The sequence below is a fragment of the Alkalihalobacillus bogoriensis ATCC BAA-922 genome (genome assembly GCF_000621445.1).
GTDB classification, from domain to species: domain Bacteria; phylum Bacillota; class Bacilli; order Bacillales; family Bacillaceae_F; genus Bacillus_AO; species Bacillus_AO bogoriense.
Genome location: NZ_KK211282.1, coordinates 67,924 through 90,114 on the forward strand (window position 1 = coordinate 67,924; position 22,191 = coordinate 90,114).

The window sequence follows — 22,191 nt, forward strand, 5'->3', positions numbered from 1 at the left end:
CAGCAATGATAATGTTAAAAAGCAAACGAGAAATTGGATTAATGCATGATGCAGGAAAACTCCTAGCTGAATGCCACCGAGAAATAAAAGAAAAAATCCGCCCAGGGATTACGACGTTAGAAATTGATGAATTTGTCGAGGCTTTTTTAAAAAAGCACGGCGCCACACCTGAACAAAAAGGTTATAAAGGCTATGAGTTTGCAACATGCGCTTCTCTAAACGATGAAATTTGCCATGGCTTCCCACGAAAAAAACCACTAGAAGAAGGCGATATAGTTACGATTGATATGGTTGTTAATTTAAAAGGTGGATTAGCTGATTCAGCATGGACATATGGAGTTGGCCAGCTATCAGACAAAGCGTCTCGCCTACTCGAGATTACAAAAACGGCGTTGTATAAATCAATCGAACAAGCGACGGTTGGAAATCGTTTAGGTGACATTGGTCATGCGATTCAAACGTATGTCGAAGGGGAAGGGCATTCGGTCGTTCGTGATTTTACTGGTCATGGGATTGGAAAAACGATTCATGAAGACCCTGCGATCTTTCATTTTGGATTGCCAGGCAAGGGGCTGCGACTAAAAGAAGGTATGGTAATTACAATTGAACCAATGGTGAATGTCGGGACATGGCAATGTAAAATGGATGATAACAGCTGGACAGCAAGAACAAGAGATGGCGAATTGTCAGCACAATATGAACATACGATTGCCATTACAGCAGATGGACCGTTGATTTTAACGGAGCAATAAGGAAGAAACGTGTTTTAAGCTGAACTTCTTACAATTAAATACCACCAGGAACGCATAGATTTTTCATACGCGAAATTCTATGCGTTTTTATATTGTTTCGTTGTAGTATTTATTAAAAGGAGTGATGTTACATGAAGAACGTATTGATAACTTTAGTAGTAATTTTTGTGGTCATCATATTATTTACACTAGTTAATTGGATTTTTATGACACAGGGTTGAGCTATTTAAAATAAGGAGGAGGAGAAGTTTTACCCAGTTGAAAGTGTCCAATAGAAGAGCGCTATTGGACACTTTGGGTGATTAAAGAGTGAGTTTTGTCCAATAGAAGAGTTCTATTGGACACCTAGGGTGATTAAAGAGTGAGTTTTGTCCAATAGAAGAGCGCTATTGGACACTTTGAGCGCTTATCGAGAAAGTTTTGTCCAATAGAAGAATTGCACTCGTCATTAGTTAGAACCGGACCAATTTTATTTTCTAGCGGATTAGATGTCGGAACAGAAAGAAAATCATATTTTAAACTTCTAACGTAAATAATAGAAAAAAACAGTAGTTTGCTATATAATGATAAATATTCATGGGATTAACCTACGTTTGTTAAGGATATTAGGAAAAACGAAAACAAAAAGACGGACAAAAACAGATTCGGAGGAACAAAAGAAGGGGGAAGTAAGATGGTACAATTTAATGCTCACGAATATCCATATGCATCACAACGCATGGTTACATACGGTCAAAAAGGGATGGTGGCTACCTCACAACCATTGGCGGCACAAGCGGGTTTAGACATTATGAAAAAAGGCGGAAATGCAATTGATGCTGCGATTGCTACAGCCGCATGTTTAACTGTCGTCGAGCCGACATCAAACGGGATTGGCGGAGATGCGTTTGCCCTCGTCTGGGTAAAAGGAAAATTACACGGATTAAATGCAAGTGGCCCGTCACCTGCAGGGATTTCTATTGAAGCGTTAAAACAACGTGGCATCGAAGAAATTCCTAAATTCGGATTTACCCCTGTAACTGTGCCAGGAGCACCGGCAGCTTGGGTTGAGCTTTCGAAAACATACGGAAAACTTCCACTACAAGAAGTGCTTGAACCAGCGATTCGTTATGCGGAAGAAGGTTATCCGCTATCACCGGTATTAGCTCATTTTTGGAAAGGGGCTTATAAAGCATATAAACAACATTTATCAGGAGACGAGTTTGCGCATTGGTTTGAAACATTTGCACCGGACGGAAGAGCACCAGAAGTCGGAGAAGTGTGGCGCTCACAAGGGCATGCCGATACTTTGCGAGCGATTGCGACAACGGATGGCAAAGCGTTTTATGAAGGTGAAATTGCAGAAAAAATTGATGCCTTTTCAAAAAAATATGATGGGTTTATTCGAAAAGAAGATCTCGAAAATTTCAAGCCGGAATGGGTAGACCCGATTTCAGTCAATTATCGTGGATATGATGTATGGGAAATCCCTCCTAATGGTCAAGGTCTAATCGCATTACTTGGACTTAATATTGCAAAAGGATATGAGTTTTCCAATCGTGATACGGTAAAAGAACTTCATCTTCAAATTGAAGCAATGAAATTAGCGTTTTCTGATGGCTTTGCTTATATTACAGAACAAAGTGCAATGAATGTGTCGGTTGAACAGTTATTATCAGAAGATTATGCGGCTAAACGAAGAGAGAGCATTGGAGAAGAAGCAATCATGCCTACTGTCGGTGAACCTTCTCGTGGAGGAACTGTTTATTTAGCGACAGCTGATGGTGAAGGCAATATGGTCTCTTTTATTCAAAGTAATTATATGGGCTTTGGTTCAGGACTTGTTGTTCCAGGTACTGGTATCGCATTACAAAATCGAGGACATAATTTTACGTTAGACCCGAAGCATCCGAATTGCTTGGCTCCAAACAAAAAAACATTCCACACGATTATCCCAGGCTTTTTAACAAAAGGTGAAGAAGCAGTAGGTCCATTTGGTGTCATGGGTGGGTTTATGCAGCCACAAGGGCATATGCAAGTCGTCATGAATACGATTGATTATCACTTGAACCCACAATCTGCTCTTGATGCACCGCGTTGGCAATGGATGAAAGACAAAACAATTCTTGTTGAGCAATCGATGCCACAACATCTTGTTCAAGGATTGCTGGCAAAAGGACATCAAATCGAAGTCGCGAATCATCCAGGAGCTTTTGGAAGGGGGCAAATCATTTGGCGTAATCCGAAAACAGGTATTTTAGCTGGAGGAACGGAATCAAGAACAGACGGGGCAATTGCGGTCTGGTAGAAGGGGATTATTATGAAACAATGGCATATCTTTTTAGCATTTTTTCGCTCGGGCATTTTAGCATATGGGGGCGGTCCTGCCTCCATTCCTTTAATGCAAAAAGAAGTTGTTGAAACGTATAAGTGGATGGATGATGATGAATTTGCGGAAGTACTTGCTATCGGTAATACACTTCCAGGACCCATTAATACAAAGATGTCCGGTTACATCGGTTATCGCGTTGGTGGTGTAATTGGATTACTAAATGCAATATTAGCTTCAATTTTACCTACGATTCTGTTAATGATTGTTTTTTTAACATCTCTATCAGCCTATAAGGATCAAGAGTGGGTCCAAGGCATGACAAGAGCGGTTATTCCTGTTGTCGGAGTGTTGATGGTCCAGTTAACATGGCAATTTTTAACGAAGTCGAAGCAAGGATTAGGATGGAAAATAAGTATATTTTTAGTCATTATTAGTTTGATTATTATTGAATTTTTCCACATTCATCCTGGTATTGTCATTGCTGTTTTATTGGCTTATGCTTTGACAAAAAGAGGAAAACAAAAGGAGGCGGCTAAAGAATGATTTATGTAGAAATTTTTATTGCCTTCTTTATTCCTGGAATTATTGGGTATGGTGGTGGACCATCGTCTATTCCCTTAATCGAGCATGAAGTCGTTCATCGTTATGAATGGATGACCGTAGACCAATTTGCGGAAGTACTAGCATTAGGGAATGCCTTACCAGGACCAATTGCTACGAAAATGGCAGGATACATTGGCTATGAAGTCGGCGGAGTCTTAGGCGCAACCGTTGGTGTTTTTGCTACGGTCGCACCTTCACTTATTTTAATGATAATTCTTTTAAGCATTTTAATGAAATTCAGGGACTCACCAAAAGTAAAAGCCATGAGTAACCTTGTTCGTCCAACAATCGCAGTCTTATTAGGAGCCCTTGCGTTCCGTTTTTTCCAAACATCCTACATCGAATCTGGATGGATACAAACAGCAGCAATCGTTGGAATCACATTTTTACTTCTAGAAAAATTCAAAGTCCACCCCGCCCTCGTCATCGCTGGCGCCCTAGTCTACGGAGCATTTTTTGGATAGCAGAAAGCCCAAAAGGCCGCACTTTGCCTTTTGGGCTTTCTGCGTCAGCGAAGGGAAGCGGGGGCAGGCCCTTAAAGCCAATCGGTGGTGTTCCGATAGGCGAGCCCCGAGCGCCCCGAAGCCGCCCAAAAGGCGCACTTTGCCTTTTGGGCTTTCTGCGTCAGCTTTATAAATTTAACCCAAGAGACTCAATTTGACGTTTTGTCTCAGGTGTTCCTAGCTTATAAATCATACGGTATACATCTTCTAGGCCACGTTGAAATTCATTTCGGTCACGGTCGATTTCTTCATCGTTATAATGCTTAAATGTAAACAAATCACCTAATTCCATATCATGAGCTTGCACTTCAAGTAATAAATTTTGTAAATCCTTATATTCAGCTTCATTTGCTTCAATTTCATATTCAATTAATTCACCATCATCGACTTTTGTTGGGCTGATGTCTTCCATACTCGTTGGGTTAACGTTCACATAATATGTTTGTCTTTCCATGAAAAAATCCCCCTTTGCATTTTTTATTAGCTTTTGCAAAGAGGGACAATTGTACACAAAAAATTATGGTGTAATGACGATTGTGCCATTATATCGTTTTTGCTCTAATGCTTCATGTGCCAGTTGAGCTTCCGCAAAAGAGAAAGCTTTTGCGAGGTGAGCGGTGAGCTTCTTTTGTTGGAATAACGTTGAAATTGCTACACCGGCTTCTTTCAATTCAGATGGTTTAGCCGTGAATAATAGTACACCGTGAAGCGAAACATTTTTCATATTTAATTTTCGCCAAGGAAGAGGGGGTGTATTGTTTTTCGGTGACCCGACTGTGACAATTCTTCCACCATTTTCAATGAAATCTAAGTTCGACTCTAAATTTTCACTAACCGATACATCTATTATAAGGTTAACAGTAGCCTTGAGCGATTGCACCGCGTTAACGACACTAGTTTGTTTATATAAAATAACTTCATCGGCACCAGCTTCCTTTGCCAATTGTGCCTTAGCTTCATCTCCAGCTGTTGTAATAACAAAAGCTCCTGTCTGTTTTGCCAGCTGTATAGCCGCATGACCAACAGCTCCCGCACCACCGTATATAAGAACGGTATCTTCTTTTTGTAGTTGACCTCGGGCAAATAACGATAAATGTGCGGTCATAAACGCCATTGCTAAAGCGGCCCCTTCTTCAAAAGAAAGGTGATCGGCTAATGGGAATACTTTAGATTGAGGACAAGCAACATATTCAGCAGCTGTACCTGAAATATTTGTACCCCAGACACGGTCCCCGACAGAAAGGTCAGTTACATTTTTTCCAGCTTCAACAACAGTGCCAGCTAAATCAAAATGTGGGATATGTGGAAACGATGGAACTTCTCGAATACCAGCGCGGAAATATGTATCAACCGGATTAATGCCTGATGCCCCTACTTTGACTAACACATCATCGTCACCGACAATCGGTTTTTCTACATGTGCGACAGTTAATACTTCAGGTCCTCCATAAGTTTCATAAACGACAGCTTTCACTCTACATTCCCCCTTAATAATGGTTGTAGTAATGTAACGGCTTTTTGTAAAATTTCTTCTTCTTGTACTAGGGCAATTCTAACATATCCTTCTCCTTCAGAGCCAAACGCGTGCCCTGGTGTAACAACGACACCATGGTCAATGGCCGCTTTTGTAAAGTGAGAAGATGTAAAACCAGCAGGGATTTTTGCCCAAACAAACATACCTCCATCTGGTTTTCTAACGTGCCATCCTATTTCATTCAATTTTTCCAAAAATGTATTTCTTCTATTTTCATAAATAGCACGATGTTGTTGTAAAAAAGAACCATCACTTGTTAATGCAGCAATCGCTGCTTTTTGGATAGGAAGAAACATACCGTAATCAACATGTGATTTAACAATCGCTAATGGCTTTAATATTTCAGGGTCTCCAAGGACATAACCGACCCTTGCTCCGGCCATATTAAAGCTTTTTGAAAGAGAATTAAATTCGATCGCCGTTTTTTTGGCGTTTGGCAAAGAGAAAATGCTCAGTGGTTTTTTATTATCAAAAATTAACTCCGAATAAGCAAAATCATGCATGATAATAATCTCATGTTGTAGTCCAAACGAAATCACTTGTTCAAAATAAGCTTCTGTTGCTAGAGCGGACGCCGGATTTCCAGGATAATTAAGAATCATAAGTTTGGCTTTTTCCTGAATCTCTTTTGGAATCGTTGATAAATCAGGCATAAAATTATTTTCCTCATTTACAGGGAGTAAGTATAACTCAGCCCCAGCAAGATGAGCAGCAGCAGAATAAATGGGATATCCAGGGTTTGGAACGATCATCACATCACCTTTTTCCAAATAGGCTAATGCAATATGAGCTAATCCATCTTGGGACCCTAAAAGCTGTAACACTTCACTTTCTTTTACATCAACATGATAGCGTTGCTGATAAAATCGGCAAACCGCAGCATCAAACTGTTGTAAGCTTTGAATGGCATAACCATAAGATGACGGGTTTAGTGATTCTACAGCTAGAACTTCACGGACGAATAAAGGGGGAGGCAAATCAGGACTTCCAATACTCAAGTCGATTAATTCTTTTTCTTCTTGAAGTTTTTGTCGCTTTTGTATAGCTAAGTCACTAAAAACACTCGTAGCTAATTGATTTAATTTTGAAGCGGGTTGGATCATCACGTTCACTCCTAGTCAGACTCGTTCTTCTTATTGTAAAACAAAAACAGGATGAACAACATAAAAAAAACACTTGGATAACCAAGTGTTTAATCATAATGGACTTGCGAACCGTGCTCGTAACTAGCTTCTGATTTAAATCCTCCACGATTTTCAATTTCTAAAATAATTTCACGATGTATCGTTACACCTTCAGAATTTAAATACGGTGCGATTTGTTGCAAGTTTTTATGGAAATACGCGAGTTCTTTATCTGTCCAATCTCCTTTGGACATCATTGATAACTCGGTCATGTCACGTCCGACATACATAGTAGCTCCCCCTTAAAAGTGGTGTATGTATATTGTTTCTAGGAAGTAAGAGGAGTATACGATATAATGGGACACGTACATATAGTGTAGAGTGGAAAGGATGGATTTACATGGAACAAAAGGTAGCTCTTGTTACAGGGAGCAGTCGAGGAATTGGAAAAAAAATTGCGTTACGCTTAGCAGAAAAAGGATATGACATCGTTATAAATTATGCAAGAAGTAAAAAAGCAGCGCTTGAAACGGCAGCTGAAATTGAAGCGTTAGGAAGAAAAACATTAGTGGTGAAAGCAAATGTTGGAAAACCAGAAAAAATTAAAGAAATGTTTGCAGAAATCGATGAAACATTTGGACGACTTGATATTTTAGTCAATAATGCAGCGTCTGGTGTATTACGTCCGATTATGGAGCTTGAAGAAAGCCATTGGGATTGGACGATGGACATTAATAGTAAAGCGCTTCTCTTTTGTGCTCAAGAAGCAGCAAAGCGAATGGAGAAAACAGGTGGAGGAGCGATTGTCAGCTTAAGCTCACTTGGTTCCATTCGCTATTTGAAAAACTATACGACTGTTGGTGTTTCAAAAGCTGCAGTGGAAGCATTAACACGATATTTAGCAGTGGAATTGGCACCAATGAATATTGTCGTTAACGCCGTATCTGGTGGAGCAGTTGATACGGATGCGTTAACGCATTTTCCAAATCGAGAAGAATTACTGCAAGATGCCGCGGACAGAACACCAGCAGGGCGCATTGTTGAACCAGAAGACTTAGCAAATGCGGTGATGTTTTTACTGTCAGAACAGGGGAAAATGATTCGTGGTCAAACGATTATTGTAGATGGTGGCATATCGTTGTTAACGTAAAAAAATCTTTGGATAAAATGAAAACCTCCGGGAGACATTATAGTTGTGGAGGTGATATCAAATGGCTAAACGTTCTAAAACAAACGCTCAGCAAGTGCGTCAACAAAACGCTGCTTCTGCACAAGGTCAAAGCACAGAATTTGCTAGCGAAACTGATGCTCAACAAGTGCGTCAACAAAACCAGCAATCTGAATCTAAAAAGCAACAAAACTCAAGCAAGTAATCATTCAATCAATAAGCACTTTCTGACCGACGGACAGAAAGTGCTTTTTAATAAATATATGGGAACTACTATTCGGACATGTGTTCCGTTATTTCACAAAACTGAGTATGAAAAATCAGTGAACTGCTAAGATAACTGAACAGATGTCCGCAACCGTGCTGAATAAAAATAATTATTCGGTTTTTTTGTTGATCTTCGTATTATTAGCACATATTAAGTAGGATTGATTTCAAAATGAACTGGAAAAATGTATAATAAAAAGGATAGTAATGTGGTTTCTTCTAAATGTTAGCAGACGGAATGTTTGAAAGGAGTATTGGATGAAGTTTTGGAGTAAAAAAAAGAAGGAGGCTGAACCGTTACCAAAGATTCAATTGTCCATTGACGACGTGAGACAATTAATAACAGACGCTTCTAGAGACTTACCGCTTCATATATCATTACGTGCGTTAGTAAAAGATGATTATTCCATTGATTTTACGTTGTTGCAAAGTAAGCTTAAAGGAATTCCGATGAACGACTTCTTTATGTCAAAAGAAACGTTTGAGGTGTTTGAAACACCAGAAATGGCAAGAATAATAGATGAGGTACAACGTGCAATTGACCAATATGTCAAAGAAAACGGAAAATTACCAGTCATCCCTGGAAGTAATCAAATTAGTTATTTTTTAATTCGAGATTATTTACGGGACGAGCCAACGGTTTCATTGTATGTGACCAAAGGCGATAATTTGGTGACTCATCGGCGTCCAACCCAATAGGAAAGGAGAATCACATGAGTTTCCCCAAGACAGGAAGTGTGATTGAAGTCCATAGTTATAAACACAATGGATTGATTCATCGAGTTTGGGAAGAAACGATTGTCTTAAAGGGGACGTCAAAAGTTGTGATCGGTGGAAATGACCGTATTCTTGTAAAAGAATCGGACGGCAGGCAATGGAGAACAAGAGAGCCAGCAATTTGTTATTTTGACTCTGAGCATTGGTTTAACATGATCGGTATGATCCGAGCAGATGGAATATACTATTACTGTAACTTGGGCTCTCCCTTTACATGGGATGAAGAAGCGTTAAAATACATTGATTACGATTTAGACATTAAAGTGTTCCCTGATATGACATTTAAGTTATTAGATGAAGACGAGTATGAGCTTCATCGAAAACAAATGAACTATCCCAAACCAATTGATGATATTTTACAACATAGTGTAAATGAATTAATTTCATGGATACACCAACGTAAAGGTCCGTTTGCACCACAATTTATTGAAATGTGGTATGAGCGATTTTTACAATATCGGTTATAAAGCCTGTCATGAACAGGCTTTATTGTGTTTTTACAGTATATAAAAAAGGAGAGGTTTGATGGGGAGTATAAAGAGATATTTACAATTTGTCAAACCGTATTGGAAGGTCATTATTTTTACCGTGGGCATTGGGATTATGAAGTTTGGGATTCCATTGTTAACCCCACTTGCCCTTATGTATATTATTGATGATATTATTTTGAATGACTCACTTATTTATGAAGATAAAGTCCAACAATTGTTTTGGATTATGGGTGCGATGTTTATTATATTCGTCGTCATTCGTCCACCAATTGAATATTTTCGTCAATACCTAGCGCAATGGACCGCAAGCAAAGTGTTGTACGACCTACGGGATCAATTATTCACTCATATCCCAAAATTAAGTTTACGCTTTTATTCGAATCGAAAAGTCGGAGAAATCATCTCAAGGGTCATTCATGATGTTGAACAAACAAAAACATTTGTTATTACAGGCTTAATGAATATATGGCTCGATACATTAACGATTATTTTCGCGATTATTATTATGTGGAATATGAATGCCTGGCTCACATTAGTGGCGATTTCGATGTTTCCGATTTACGCGTTTTCAATTAAATATTTTTATGGTCGGCTTCGCAAACTGACAAAAGTACGCTCGCAAGCTTTGGCAGAAGTACAAGGTCATTTACATGAACGTGTCCAAGGTATGAATGTCATTCGGAGTTTTGCTCTTGAAGATTATGAACAAGACCAATTTCGCAAGCGCAATTTGAATTTTCTCGATAAAGCGATTGACCAAACACGCTGGAACGCAAAAACATTTGCGGTGGTGAATACGGTCACAGATATTGCGCCATTGCTTGTTATTTTAGTGGCAGGCTATTTTGTCTTAAATGGCAACTTACTGCTTGGACAAATGTCGGCCTTCGCTCTTTATATGGACCGTTTGTATAATCCATTACGTCGGTTAATTAATTCATCAACGACATTAACACAATCAATAGCTTCTATGGACCGAGTATTTGAATTTGTTGACGAAAAATATGATATCCAAGATAAACGAAATGCAATACCGTTAAAACAAGCAAAAGGACATATTCAGTTTGACGATGTCACGTTTCATTATGACGAAGAAGAATCACCTGTCATTGAAAACTTTTCCTTAGATGTGAAGCAAGGAGAAACCATTGCGTTTGTTGGGATGAGCGGAGGCGGAAAGAGTACAGTTATTAGTTTAATTCCGCGATTTTACGATGTGACTAACGGTCGTATTTTATTAGATGGCACAGATATTCGTGAATATGAAGTGAGAACATTACGTGACCAAATCGGGATGGTACTCCAAGATAATATATTATTTAGTGATTCGGTAAAAATAAATATCCTGATGGGAAAACCAGAGGCAACAGACGAAGAAGTCATCTTAGCTGCAAAAGCTGCGAATGCACATGAGTTTATTTTAAACTTACCTGACGGCTATGAAACGGAAGTTGGCGAACGTGGCGTGAAATTGTCAGGAGGTCAAAAACAGCGGATTGCGATTGCACGTGTATTTTTAAAAAATCCAGCTATTCTCATTTTTGATGAAGCAACATCAGCCCTTGATTTAGAAAGTGAGCATTATATCCAAGAAGCGTTAGACATACTTGCAAAAGACCGAACGACGTTTATTGTCGCTCACCGCTTATCGACTATTACTCATGCTGATCGAATAGTAGTCATTGAAAATGGAAGAATCTCAGAAATTGGAACACATGATGAATTGATGGAGAAGCGGGGTAGTTATTTTCAATTGTATGAAGTGCAACATATTTAAAGAAGAATCACCGGTGAGACATAGTTTCACCGGTGATTCTTTTTTGTTTAACATAAAAGAAAAGAGGCTCCCACGTTTTTCTTATTTAGGATACTATAAAAAGTCGACTTGTGTATAACATTGCTCTAATACAGTCTTAGAATGAATTAGGGATTTGGAGTATTATGAGACAAACCCATTCAACACTTTGGTCGGGTTTACGCGTTAGCGATTTTGTTGTTTATGGCAAGTAAGCGGCCATGAAAACCGTTATTTGTGAACATTGCTAGCGTTTTGGAATGTTGGAGGACACAGGAGCCGTTAATCATAATATATCGCTAGGAATAGTGTTGCTTTTGCGTGAATAAGCGCTCCTGTGACCGCTAAAAAACGGAAACCCGTATCATGTTCACAAATAACGGTTGCTCTGACCGCAAAAATGAGACAAATGAGGGAGCATAATAATTTTGGTATAGCAGTGGTGTTTTTAAAGTTTATTCTAGAAGAGCGAAGGCTCCGCACTTCGCTTGAAACGAAAAGACGCTCCCGCGTTTTTCTTATCCACGAACAACAATAGTCGGTGCCACGATATCTTTTCTTCGGTATACACTTAAAATGAGCCCTAAAATCGTGGAATACATAATGACAATGGTCCCTCCATAACTAATAAAAGGTAGGTAAATACCAATAATCGGCAGGAAACCAAGTGACATTAAAATGTTCCAATATGTTGGAATAATAAACAATGAAGCCCCTCCAACAACGAGTAGTCTTCCATAAAGGTCGTTTGTTTTAAAGGCATGGAAGCAAATCCGTAATATAAAAAACAATAAAAGTAAACATAAGAAAACCCCGAAGGCCCAGCCAAATGTGTAAACTAGATAAGGAAACACAAAGTCAGTATGGGATTCTGGTAGAGGAAGAATGTTATCACTATAGCCATTACCAAACCAGCCTGCTTGGGATAGAAGATCTTTTATAATAATAGAAAGATAATCTGGTGAACCAGGCGCAGTATCTGGATTTAAATAAGTGAAAATCGCAAGGAATCGATTCACAAAGAACGTACCGCCACGTGAAGTATCGAAATAAGCATATCCGAAAATAAAACTAAGAACTATAATGAACAGTGTTCCAGTCGCTAGACCTAATCGTAAGATCATTCTTTTGTTAAGCTGAGTAAAAGCGAACATAGAAGCTACACAAAAAAAATAAATGACTATTGCAAAAAAGTCAGGTAACATGAGGTACAAAACAATGGGGAAACATAAAAGTCCAAAGTAGAACATTTGCTTTTTCCAACTTGTTACTTCATTTACCTTATAACAAAACCCGGAAAATGCTAGGAAAAATAAAAAGAATGAAATAGGCGTTATCGAAATCTTGAAGCCTCCAATTTCTAGCCACTTTAATGCTCCCATTGTAGTGCTACCAAAGACTAAAGTGACTAAAAGCAAAATGATTCCACTTGTATAAAAGAACCCCCACCATTTTTGTAGCCTTCGATAATCGAAAAATAGAAACATAACGATAATCAAAAGACCGATAGTAAACAAACTTAGTTGTTTGATGATTAAAGTAGAGGCGGATAATATTATAATCCCCTCATCGAGATTCAATATTGGAAGAAAACTGATGACAGCGATTATGGTATATAAAAGAATAAGAACCCAATCCATTTTTGGTCGATGTAATTGATTTAAATTATCTCCTATCGTAAAAGGATTTCCCATTTCCTCTAGCGCTTTTTCGTCTGCTTCCTCTTTTGTCATGTCCAGCTTTTGAAAAGACTGACTTAGTTGTACGAGATGAGAAGTGAGTTCTTTTTTTATCATGACGTGAGCTTCTGTCGCTTTCACTCTAGACGTTACATTATTAAGAAACTCTTCGTACGGAGAGGAAGATTTCATCTAGATGACGCCTCCTCTAGTAAATGGGTAAGAGAGATTTCGCTAACAGAAGAATGTTCTTTATATGTGGCTAATAATTTTTTTCCTTTTTTCGTTAACGAATAGTATTTCTTTTCTTCCGACCATTTTGACGCTAATACTCCTTTAGTTTCAAGTAGATGTAGAAGTGTATAAAGCTGACCTTCTCTTTTTTGAAAGCTTAGCTCATTTCTTGAAATAAGGTAAGTTGAAATATCATAACCGTCCTTTTCATGATGTTGAAGGGAATCTAACAGAGCTACTAGTGTTTCTTCTTTCCAAGATGAAAGCTTTTGTAGCTGTTTTGATCGAATCATTTCTTTTACGGCAGCTTTTCGTTCCTCGGGAAAAGACATGTTGTTAAAAACCGACTGTTTCATCGAATGTTTCAAGTTGCGAAATGGATCGCTCATTAGTAAGCCTCCTTTTTGAGCTCTTGTTTTAATAATTCTTTGGCTCGCTTTAATCGCGTTTTTATTGTATTTACATTAACTCCTGACACGTTGCTAATTTCTACTAATGATAGCTCTTCATAATAATGGAGAAAAACGATTTCCCTATATTTTATCGGTAACCGCATTACTGCCTTTGTTACTTCGTCTTCTTCACTTTTTGCAATCATTTCTTCTTCAATATTCTTCGATTTAGAAGGAAGAGCATGAATGATTTTTTCGTTAAGCGTAATTTTTCGATAATGCCAGCTTTTCACATAGTCCTTACAATGATTAATTGCAATGCGATATGCCCATGTTTTGAGTGAAGAGTGTTGCTGAAATTGATGTGATTTTTCATAACACTTAAGAATGATTTCTTGTGTTAAATCTTCAGCCGTTGTACGATTCTTTACATATGTATAAACGAGATGTAAAAGTCCATCACTATATTCGTTTATAAGGTGGTCTATCATCACTTGTTTATCAATACTTTCTGATGTTACTGCTACTTGTTCTAGTTCATTCATCTATAGATCACCCCTTTCATAATGTTAGACGAAGCAAAGGTCATTTCGGTTTTAAAATATTTTAGATCGTTTTATTCAAGAAAGGAAGGATGAGTCATGATCAAAGGTCAAATTATTGCACTTGGAGGTGGTGGATTCTCGATGGAACCGAACAATCCATTGCTAGACGAGTATATTTTAAGGCAAGCGAACGTCGATAACCCGAAAGTGTGCTTTTTACCAACCGCAAGTGGAGACTCGAAAGATTATATTTCAAGGTTTTATTCCTTTTTTGAAAAGCAACCATGTCAGCCTTCACACTTATCCTTGTTTACCCCACCAACAAGAGACATTGAGACGTTCCTTTTAGACAAGGATATCATTTATGTTGGAGGTGGAAATACAAAAAATTTACTAGCACTTTGGAAAGAGTGGAACATAAATACAATCTTACAGAAAGCATGGAAAGAAGGTAAAGTACTAGCGGGTATTAGTGCGGGTTCGATTTGTTGGTTTGAAGAAGGAGTAACAGACTCTTATGGGGACGGACTGGAACCGATGAAATGCTTAGGATTCTTAAAAGGTAGTAATTGTCCTCATTACGATGGGGAAGTGGAAAGAAGGCAGGCATTTCAGAGTTTTGTTCTATCGAGAAAAATGAAAGCGGGAATCGCAACAGATGATGGTGTAGCAGTTCATTATATGGGAGAAGAAATAAAGGAGATTGTCAGCTCAAGACCTCATGCGAAGGCGTATTGGGTAGAAAATGACAGTAACAATGTTGAAACGGTGCTAGCGACAAGGTTATTGGGTTAAAAATGAAATGTGAGTTGGATGTTTTTTTATATTTTATAAAAACCAACCAATTTTTCATGTGAATATGATAATGTAAAGATACCTAAATTATGGAATAGCGGGAGGCGTTATGTGGATTAAAATCATTGGGACTGTTTTTGGTGTGTTAACGATAATTTCTTCTGGGGTAGGAATATTACTCTCTACTGATAATTACATGAGTTACATGATGATTTTTCTTGGAGCAACGATTTTATCATTGGGTGTTGATGAGATTTATAATCAACGAAATTTCTTTAAAGGTTTTCTCTTTGGTGCTATTTCCATATGTATATTTGTGAGTCTGGTTTGAATGTTTATCGTAGCTGATGGAGGTGATGAAATGGAAAAGAATATGCAAAAAGGGTCAATTTATGGTTTTTTTCTCTTTTTTGCTTTTTCGGTTTTGTTTGTCGATTATAAAATAGTAACTCCTTTTGATTCTGGTTACACAACAGAGTATATCTATGTGTATGATTACATCGTTTCAATCATACGTTACAGTGTAATTGGCGCTTTTGTTGGAATGTTTGTAGGAATAGGGGTAAGTATTTGTAAGAAGTTTGTGAGCTAAAGAAAATTACATAATGATTTGAGAAACATCCCTAGCTTCTTATAGCTAGGGATTTAAATTGTTGTTGGACGTGTATTTTGCATTTTTAGAAACACGGTTGTAATAAGTTTTGAAAATAAAAAGATAACGCAATACAAAACAAAAAGATAAAAATAATTCATTCCTTTATGTAACACAAAAAAGCCAAAATGAACGAGTAACGGTTTGAAAATAAACGATAAAACTAGGGACAGAGCAATCGTGTAAATATAAAAGTTTTTTCTATGATTGATTGTCCACTGATAAACGAGCATAAACAACACTGGAATAAGAGTCGCATCTAAAGCGAGATTTCCAGGAATAAACGGAATTAATTCAAACGGATAACTAAATAAGCCTTGTCTTATACCGCTTATGTTTATATAACTGAACCACACATGAATGTTCATTCCATAAAAGCCGAGCAGTAACATTTTCCGTCTATCGATTAAAAAATATAGAGCAATAAGTGGAATAATAAACATTAGTAATATAACTTTAAACCCCCATGTGTTCATATGAGAATATAGGGTCCAGTATTCTATTTGGGTTTGGGTTAGCTTTTCAGTCGTTGAAGTTATTTTATTTAAGGCTTCTAATTGCTTTTCTGATGAGAACATGGGAGTCGTCCTGCCTTTTTATTACGAATTTTTGGAATAAAATAATCCTCGACGTTAATATGTGCATAGGGGTTCAAAATAATGACAGTTTTCTGAGTAAAGGGGGAGGGAATTTATGGTAGGGGGATGGGTGACCTGTTTCTTTTTTATAAAGGCTGTTTTCGTAAGGATTGTGGCTATTGAAAGATAAAAGGGATTAATTTACTATTTTATGGTATTATTAACTGTAGAATTCTTGTTCAACTAACGAGCAGTTTAGTAAATTAGCGATAATAGAAGGGGCGATTAAATGAGGAAGAAAACTAAGGTTGTTTTGTTTGTGACTTTTTCGGTACTCTTTTTATGGGGAGTAGTAGGAGTAATAGATTATTTTCAAGTTAAAGGATTTGAAAAAAAGCCGATATTTTCGATTCCTACAAATACTGCTGACGATGGCGGTTCTGGAACTTATAAAGGTTTAGGGTATTCTTTTGAGATTGAAGGGAATTTTATGCCAGAAGATGAATTTCCAGGAGTAACTCATTATAAATATTATATCTTTGGAAACCTAATTGATACAGCCCTAAGAGATTAGAGAAATTGATGATTAGTGTTTACTGTGAACAACGGCACTTAAACTAACGGGAGCGTTAGTTTAAGTGCGAGTACAGCTGCTTCCTTATGGAAGTGGCTGTTTTTTAGAATTTTCGCAACGAATTGACCGTAATAGGATTGGATTTCTGACACGCGCTTAATAGCATTTGGTTTACTCGTTGTTTAGTCGTCATCTTCTTGCTCTGTTGGAGAACGTAAAACCAGTAAAGGTAGTTGTCTAAATATTTTGTTGCTACTCCTTGGAACCGTTGCATCCAATCCTTCAATCGTTTATGGTAACTGTTTACATGCTGAAGATGGTATATGCCTTTTTTAACATATCCCTCTTTGCTTAGGTTGATGGTTTCATGTTTAAGGTTTTTAATGAGAGCGAACTTCTTGTAGTTTGTAGCTGTATCTGTGCATAACAAAGAGGATTGGTCAATGTAATCACCAATAACAGCATCAATTTCTTCTGCTCTTACACGACCAGTGCCTGTTTTTCGAGCAATCACTTGTCCGTTACGGTCTTGTGCCACCACAACAGCGATTTTAAGGTTACTAATCCCTCTCTTTTTATCTCTTCCTCCACGTTTTTTTGGTTTTCTATCTACCACTTCACGTCCTTTTAATGACTCCTTAAAGAATGTCTCGTCACTTTCAACGATACCTTTTAATGTTTGGAATCCTAATGAACGGAGGGCAAAAAGCACCTTGTGTCTCCAGTAGAATGCTGTAGACAGATGAATTTCAAGTCTTTCAGCAATCCGCGGCAGAGTATATCCCTCAACCATTAAATGAAAGAAGGTAGACCACTTTCCAAGATAACGAGTTCCTGAAATAGGAGTGTTGGTTAGGTCATTAAAAGACTTTCCGCAGTCACGACAAAGATACCTTTGTCTGTCACGGTATTTTCCGTTTCTTTTCACCTTTACACTTCCACAATGAACACAACCTAACCCTTCATTAAATCGCATTTCTCTAATAGACGTATACGCATCACTCATATCTGTATCCTCATTAGAGAAGAAGTCTTCTTTTAAAAGATTAAACAGCTTCTGTTGTTCGTGTTTGGGCAAATCCATGAAATCGGTATAAACGTCTTTCCACATCCTAAAACCCCTCCTATGTCAGTATTTTAGCACCTAATAGGAGTCTGGTCAAAATAGCAACAATCTATACGAAAACAGCCTTTTTAAAAGATAAGAAAGATAAAAATTTTGGTAAGTAGTGAACTTTGAAAGCTTATTCTAGAAGAGCGAAGGCTACGCACTTCGCTTGAAAGAAAAGACGCTCCGCATTTTTCTTACGGACATCTGTTCCGCTATTTCAATAAAAAACTGCGGTTTGAGAATGCTATCGGACATGTGTTCCGTTATTAGCCTAAAAAAGCAGTGATTTTCAGGGCTGAAAGGCCAAATAGCGGAACGTATGTCCGATAGGTTTTAAAAAAGACGGTTTTTTCAATGAATAACGGAACAGATGTCCGATAGTTTCGACCGCAACACCACCGCCGCGAGCACAACAGAAGCCCGTTATTCTTCTGGTTCTTTAATCGTCACTTTATTTTCTTTTTGATGATAGGTAAAGAAAGTGTCAACAAGATGGTCGAGGTGCTGGAGTTTTTCTTCATATTCAATAATGTGGGTTAAAATCGGGAGAATATGAAGCCATTGCTCACGGTCGACCGCCTGATTTTCGTATAACTCGAGAAAGTATTCTGTCAGTTCTTCTTTTCCTTGCTGCATTTCTGTTACCATTTCATCGTTTGCTTGATGTGTCACTTTACCTGAGTAACGCAGCAAAATCCTGTCATGGTAGGCTGTTAGCAGTTCCAATTGTAAGCGAATGAGCGTAGGAAGTTTGTCTGGCATTTGATAGAGTTCATATTCTCGTCGTTCTAAATTTTTTAATAAAAACAATGCTTTTTTTGTTGTCGCAATCATTTGTCTAAACAAAACGACTTTGCGCGCTTTACTGTAGCGGTTTTTCGCAAAATAGTTGCGCTCTTCTTTATAAAGCAAATATAAATTTTCAAGTTTCACCATGGATTCGTTTATTTTTGTAATTTCTTTTTTTAGCGCACTATGGTTTGCATCTTTTCGCATAAACAATGTAATCCACTGATTAATTTGTTCGCTTTTGTTGACGATTTTTAAATATAACTTTGTTTCATATCGTGGTGGCAAAAAGAACAAATTCACAAGAAACGCCGATAGAACACCTATAATTATTAACACAAAGCGGAGCGCGGCGAACTCGATAAAATTTTCAGATGGACTTTCCATAATGACAATGATGGTGACAATGGCAAGTGGAATTGTCGATGGCTCTAATTTAAGCCGCATAATAATGGCAATTGCAATGACGACAACGACACCTACGACAAATGGGGCGTGACCAAATGTCAGGACAAAAATAACGGCTAATACTGCACCGAGTATATTGGCTTGAAATTGTTCCAAAATGGTTTGCACACTGCGATATATCGATGGCTGAATCGCAAACATGGCCGCTAATGCCGCAAACATCGGTGGTTCTAAGCCAGCCAATATCGCAACATATAAGGCCACCATAATGGCAATCCCCGTTTTGAAAATTCGAGCACCAAGTTTCATGAATAAAAATTCCTTTCAATCTGAAGTGGAGGATGGTGTATCAACGTCGTAATATACACCTTTATACCCTTTTACGCAAGAGATAAAAGCAATAAAAGCAAAAAGACGCTGAGACAAACCATTATATGTAAGCCTACCTATAATGATGACAGCTTTTATTAAGTTTATTGTATCAAAAAAGAGCGTTCTAATAACGCCCTATCAAGATCCATACATGGAAAAAAACTACGTTTACTTAACCAGTAGCAAAAGAGAAAGATGACAATATAAATAGGAAATGAATAAAAAGATCTCCAATGTATTGGTTCATATAACCCAATGAATTCGAAAAAAGGCTCTCCGACAAAAGAACTCAAAGCGGCAAATAGAAATGCTTTCTTAAAAGGAGAGTATTCAGGTTTAAATTCAAGAAGTCCGATAATAACAACAGGTACGAGTGCCCAGTCCCAAGGTAAATAGGCAGGGAGCCAAGGAAGAACTTCATAATAATATATCCATAACCCGAATTGTGTCCCGATTGTATCTAAAAAGGAAGCTAGAATGGTGATGAAAAACGCGACAAACAACATCCGGTGTCTACTTTTTTTATTATGAAATAAAAACCAGACAATCCATGGAATGATGGATAATGAGACTCCGAACCACCACTCTATTGTAAAAACAACGTGCTCTAACCATGCTTCCACTTTAAGCGAATGGATGTCATGTAAAGATTCATAAATGTAATGATTGATTTCTCTATATTTTTCGTTAGTAGTCATGTGTTGTTGTCCTATCTATTTAGAGTACATATTTATATGGTTTCCCATTTGGAAAAAAGTATGAAATGAAGGATTGTGTTATGGAACGTAAACAGTTAAAATTTAACATAGTGGAGATATAGGGAAAGGGGAAAATGGTTGAAAATGTGGATGAACTTGTAATGATAAGAAATTGGATAGGATTTTTTTTACTCTCGTGTGCGAGGGTTATTTGACTATCAACTATCATTCAAGGACTGCATGATTAGGCTAAAAAAACCTCTCACTTCGTAAAGAATTGTGCATAGGAATTGTATATCTCCTTTTACCCGAACTTGTGCGTCCTCAATTTGGAGGAATGTTCAATGAACCACTTAAAAGAGAAAGTTGCTATTATTACTGGAGTAAGCCGTCTAAAAGGGATAGGTGCAGCCATTGCGAAAGAACTAGCTGGTGCAGGCTATCATATCTTTTTTACTTATTGGACGGATTATGATAAGGAAATGCCTTGGGGTATTGACGTAGATGAACCAGTACAAATAAAGGAAGAGTTGTTACAACAGGGTGTGAACGTCGGATGTATGGAATTGGATTTAACCGAACTTGGTGCACCAGAGCAGTTGCTGAAACGTGTAACGGAACATCTCGGTGACCCTGACATTTTAATCAATAACGCCACATATTCCACGAACAATGATTATTCTCTTATCACTTCCGAGGAATTAGACAAACATTATGTTGTAAGCATACGAGCGACCACCATGTTGAGCAGTTTATTTGCTAGAGGATTTACAAAAAAATCAGGTGGAAGAATTGTGAATCTTACTTCAGGACAGTTTCAAAGACCGATGCCTGGAGAATTAGCCTATGCGACAACGAAAGGGGCCATCGATGCACTGACGATGACATTAGCTGCAGAAGTTGCTCCATTAGGGATCACCGTTAATGCAATAAATCCTGGTCCAACCGATACCGGATGGATGACAGAGGAAATCAAACACCACTTAACACCGATGTTTCCGTTCGGGAGAATTGGTGAACCAAGTGATGTGGCAAAATTGATAAAATTTTTAGTTAGTGAAGAAGCTGCTTGGATTACAGGACAAGTTATTCATTCGGAAGGTGGCTTTCAGAGATAATATGAAAACAGGCTCTTTTGCTAGAGCCTGTTTTTTGACATATAGGAAATTATAAAGAATTTGGAATACCAGTGAAGCTTTTGAAAGTTTATTCTAGAAGAGCGAAGGCTCCGCACGTCGCTTGAAAAGAAAAGTCGCTCCCGCGTTTATCTTTATTTGAATTAGGAGCATCGTTGTGTTCATTTTTTCTTGGTAAATTTGTATAGTAGAGGGAGGAAGATTTTTCTATTTGAAAATATTGGAGGTAAGACATGAATGATTGGTTCATTTTGCTTTTGCTTTTCGTATGTGGCGGACTAGCTCAACTAATTTCTGCAAAAGTTATTCAGAATCGAAAGAAACAAGCGTATGTATCCATATTAATTTGGTTAGTGGTTGCAATTAGTTGCCTCGTGTTGTGGACAGTTCGATAAAATGAAATTCCGTTCGGACATATATTCCGCTATTTTCATAAAAACATAAGGTTTTCAATTTCTATCGGACATCTGTTCCGTTAATTCAGTAAAATTCACTACAAATACTGCTGATAAGGCTAAATAGCGGAACAGATGTCCGTACGGTTTTCAAAAAAGGAGATTTTAGTGAAAATAACCATCCATGATGTACCCATCACCCCCATGAATGAAAATTAATTTTGGACTAGAAATCGTTACGCAAACTTTGTATTCTATTGTTGAACAGATCAAAAGACGGTTCCGTATTGGTAACACGTTTCCGAAAAATAACCCGTCTTACTGCAGGCTCGAGCACCGCCCATTGTCATATGATGACGTGTATAAGCATTCCTTTTGCCTCACCTGCACGGTCTGTTTATTACGTTAATACAAAGGAAGGGATTACGTTGGACGCTATTCGAAAAACTTGTGCAGGTCTGGATGTTCACCAGGCATCAATCGTTGCTTGTATTTTAACGGGAGAGCT

26 protein-coding genes and 1 pseudogene are annotated in these 22,191 nt (G+C 37.9%); 16 read left to right on the top strand and 11 right to left on the bottom strand.

All coding sequences use genetic code 11. The annotated features are described in order from the left end of the window. Positions 1 to 5: 5 nt before the first annotated feature. The 4 genes from map (at position 6) to T323_RS0124865 (ending at position 4,130) form a co-directional block, all read left to right on the top strand. Positions 6 to 752: a type I methionyl aminopeptidase gene (map, locus tag T323_RS0124845; protein WP_026675674.1), complete on the top strand. Its 747-nt coding sequence runs from the start codon at positions 6 to 8 to the stop codon at positions 750 to 752. A gap of 673 nt (positions 753 to 1,425) precedes the next feature. After that, positions 1,426 to 3,039 carry a gamma-glutamyltransferase family protein gene (locus T323_RS0124855; protein WP_026675675.1) on the top strand — a complete coding sequence of 538 codons (1,614 nt, stop codon included), beginning with the start codon at positions 1,426 to 1,428 and terminating at the stop codon, positions 3,037 to 3,039. Positions 3,040 to 3,051: 12 nt separating this feature from the next. Continuing rightward, complete coding sequence (locus tag T323_RS0124860; protein ID WP_026675676.1) at positions 3,052 to 3,606, top strand: chromate transporter; 555 nt, start codon at positions 3,052 to 3,054, stop codon at positions 3,604 to 3,606. Continuing rightward, positions 3,603 to 4,130, top strand: coding sequence for a chromate transporter (locus tag T323_RS0124865; RefSeq protein ID WP_026675677.1), 528 nt, complete (start codon positions 3,603 to 3,605; stop codon positions 4,128 to 4,130). The genes T323_RS0124860 and T323_RS0124865 overlap by 4 nt, the downstream gene beginning before the upstream one ends. A 166-nt stretch (positions 4,131 to 4,296) precedes the next feature. Here T323_RS0124865 and T323_RS0124870 read toward each other — a convergent pair whose 3' ends face one another. From T323_RS0124870 to yfhS, 4 genes are all read right to left on the bottom strand, one after another. Then, positions 4,297 to 4,623: a hypothetical protein gene (locus T323_RS0124870; protein WP_026675678.1), complete on the bottom strand. Its 327-nt coding sequence runs from the start codon at positions 4,621 to 4,623 to the stop codon at positions 4,297 to 4,299. 63 nt (positions 4,624 to 4,686) lie between these two features. After that, complete coding sequence (locus T323_RS0124875; RefSeq protein WP_026675679.1) at positions 4,687 to 5,643, bottom strand: NADPH:quinone reductase; 957 nt, start codon at positions 5,641 to 5,643, stop codon at positions 4,687 to 4,689. Continuing rightward, positions 5,640 to 6,806, bottom strand: a complete 1,167-nt coding sequence (locus tag T323_RS0124880; protein ID WP_026675680.1) for an LL-diaminopimelate aminotransferase — start codon at positions 6,804 to 6,806, stop codon at positions 5,640 to 5,642. The genes T323_RS0124875 and T323_RS0124880 overlap by 4 nt, the downstream gene beginning before the upstream one ends. Positions 6,807 to 6,895: 89 nt before the next feature. Beyond that, the gene (gene yfhS / locus T323_RS0124885) at positions 6,896 to 7,117 is read right to left on the bottom strand and encodes a mother cell protein YfhS (RefSeq protein WP_026675681.1); all 222 of its coding nucleotides are present in this window, start codon (positions 7,115 to 7,117) and stop codon (positions 6,896 to 6,898) included. A 110-nt stretch (positions 7,118 to 7,227) separates the two neighbouring features. Between yfhS and fabL the strand changes: the two genes are divergently transcribed. The 5 genes from fabL (at position 7,228) to T323_RS0124910 (ending at position 11,307) form a co-directional block, all read left to right on the top strand. Continuing rightward, positions 7,228 to 7,977, top strand: a complete 750-nt coding sequence (gene fabL, locus T323_RS0124890; protein WP_026675682.1) for an enoyl-[acyl-carrier-protein] reductase FabL — start codon at positions 7,228 to 7,230, stop codon at positions 7,975 to 7,977. A 61-nt stretch (positions 7,978 to 8,038) separates the two neighbouring features. Further along, positions 8,039 to 8,200: a gamma-type small acid-soluble spore protein gene (locus T323_RS0124895; RefSeq protein ID WP_026675683.1), complete on the top strand. Its 162-nt coding sequence runs from the start codon at positions 8,039 to 8,041 to the stop codon at positions 8,198 to 8,200. Positions 8,201 to 8,520: 320 nt separating this feature from the next. Then, positions 8,521 to 8,961 (top strand): DUF3939 domain-containing protein, encoded by a 441-nt coding sequence (locus tag T323_RS0124900; protein WP_026675684.1) that lies wholly within the window; start codon positions 8,521 to 8,523, stop codon positions 8,959 to 8,961. Between the two features lie 14 nt (positions 8,962 to 8,975). After that, entirely contained in the window at positions 8,976 to 9,506 is a 531-nt protein-coding gene (gene ntdP, locus T323_RS0124905) for a nucleoside tri-diphosphate phosphatase (protein ID WP_026675685.1), read from the top strand. 58 nt (positions 9,507 to 9,564) lie between these two features. Then, complete coding sequence (locus tag T323_RS0124910) at positions 9,565 to 11,307, top strand: ABC transporter ATP-binding protein (protein ID WP_026675686.1); 1,743 nt, start codon at positions 9,565 to 9,567, stop codon at positions 11,305 to 11,307. 536 nt (positions 11,308 to 11,843) lie between these two features. Here the strand turns inward: T323_RS0124910 and T323_RS0124915 are convergent. From T323_RS0124915 to T323_RS0124925, 3 genes are read right to left on the bottom strand one after another with little or no spacing between them, the layout of a single operon-like run. Further along, positions 11,844 to 13,196 carry an FtsW/RodA/SpoVE family cell cycle protein gene (locus T323_RS0124915; RefSeq protein ID WP_026675687.1) on the bottom strand — a complete coding sequence of 451 codons (1,353 nt, stop codon included), beginning with the start codon at positions 13,194 to 13,196 and terminating at the stop codon, positions 11,844 to 11,846. Then, a complete protein-coding gene (locus T323_RS0124920) occupies positions 13,193 to 13,627 on the bottom strand; it encodes a PadR family transcriptional regulator (protein WP_026675688.1) in 435 nt (144 codons plus the stop codon). Before T323_RS0124920 ends, T323_RS0124915 begins: the two co-directional genes overlap by 4 nt. After that, positions 13,627 to 14,175, bottom strand: a complete 549-nt coding sequence (locus tag T323_RS0124925; RefSeq protein WP_026675689.1) for a sigma-70 family RNA polymerase sigma factor — start codon at positions 14,173 to 14,175, stop codon at positions 13,627 to 13,629. Before T323_RS0124925 ends, T323_RS0124920 begins: the two co-directional genes overlap by 1 nt. 96 nt (positions 14,176 to 14,271) lie before the next feature. Between T323_RS0124925 and T323_RS27660 the strand changes: the two genes are divergently transcribed. The 3 genes from T323_RS27660 (at position 14,272) to T323_RS0124940 (ending at position 15,562) form a co-directional block, all read left to right on the top strand. After that, a complete protein-coding gene (locus tag T323_RS27660; protein ID WP_035179924.1) occupies positions 14,272 to 14,970 on the top strand; it encodes a Type 1 glutamine amidotransferase-like domain-containing protein in 699 nt (232 codons plus the stop codon). A 109-nt stretch (positions 14,971 to 15,079) separates the two neighbouring features. Next, the gene (locus T323_RS0124935; protein WP_026675690.1) at positions 15,080 to 15,301 is read left to right on the top strand and encodes a DUF3953 domain-containing protein; all 222 of its coding nucleotides are present in this window, start codon (positions 15,080 to 15,082) and stop codon (positions 15,299 to 15,301) included. Positions 15,302 to 15,331: 30 nt separating this feature from the next. Next, positions 15,332 to 15,562, top strand: coding sequence for a hypothetical protein (locus T323_RS0124940; RefSeq protein WP_035179926.1), 231 nt, complete (start codon positions 15,332 to 15,334; stop codon positions 15,560 to 15,562). Between the two features lie 53 nt (positions 15,563 to 15,615). On the opposite strand, the gene T323_RS0124945 is transcribed toward T323_RS0124940, so the two are convergent. Then, complete coding sequence (locus T323_RS0124945) at positions 15,616 to 16,200, bottom strand: CBO0543 family protein (protein WP_035179929.1); 585 nt, start codon at positions 16,198 to 16,200, stop codon at positions 15,616 to 15,618. A 289-nt stretch (positions 16,201 to 16,489) separates the two neighbouring features. On the opposite strand from T323_RS0124945, the gene T323_RS27665 reads away from it, so the two are divergent. Then, positions 16,490 to 16,774 (top strand): hypothetical protein, encoded by a 285-nt coding sequence (locus T323_RS27665; RefSeq protein WP_051556721.1) that lies wholly within the window; start codon positions 16,490 to 16,492, stop codon positions 16,772 to 16,774. A gap of 103 nt (positions 16,775 to 16,877) precedes the next feature. Here T323_RS27665 and T323_RS0124955 read toward each other — a convergent pair whose 3' ends face one another. The 3 genes from T323_RS0124955 to T323_RS27670 all read right to left on the bottom strand — a co-directional run bounded on the left by T323_RS0124955 (position 16,878) and on the right by T323_RS27670 (position 20,152). Further along, positions 16,878 to 17,885, bottom strand: a complete 1,008-nt coding sequence (locus tag T323_RS0124955) for an IS1595 family transposase (protein ID WP_026675693.1) — start codon at positions 17,883 to 17,885, stop codon at positions 16,878 to 16,880. A gap of 423 nt (positions 17,886 to 18,308) precedes the next feature. Continuing rightward, on the bottom strand, positions 18,309 to 19,391 hold the full coding sequence (locus T323_RS0124960) for an aromatic acid exporter family protein (protein WP_026675694.1): 1,083 nt from the start codon (positions 19,389 to 19,391) through the stop codon (positions 18,309 to 18,311). A gap of 164 nt (positions 19,392 to 19,555) precedes the next feature. Then, positions 19,556 to 20,152, bottom strand: a complete 597-nt coding sequence (locus tag T323_RS27670) for a CBO0543 family protein (protein ID WP_051556722.1) — start codon at positions 20,150 to 20,152, stop codon at positions 19,556 to 19,558. A 344-nt stretch (positions 20,153 to 20,496) separates the two neighbouring features. Between T323_RS27670 and T323_RS0124970 the strand changes: the two genes are divergently transcribed. The 3 genes and pseudogenes from T323_RS0124970 to T323_RS29330 all read left to right on the top strand — a co-directional run. Beyond that, a complete protein-coding gene (locus T323_RS0124970; RefSeq protein WP_026675695.1) occupies positions 20,497 to 21,270 on the top strand; it encodes an SDR family oxidoreductase in 774 nt (257 codons plus the stop codon). A gap of 251 nt (positions 21,271 to 21,521) precedes the next feature. Further along, a complete protein-coding gene (locus T323_RS29070; protein ID WP_156942532.1) occupies positions 21,522 to 21,683 on the top strand; it encodes a hypothetical protein in 162 nt (53 codons plus the stop codon). A 287-nt stretch (positions 21,684 to 21,970) separates the two neighbouring features. Further along, positions 21,971 to 22,191, top strand: a pseudogene (locus T323_RS29330) (hypothetical protein); the annotation flags it as partial.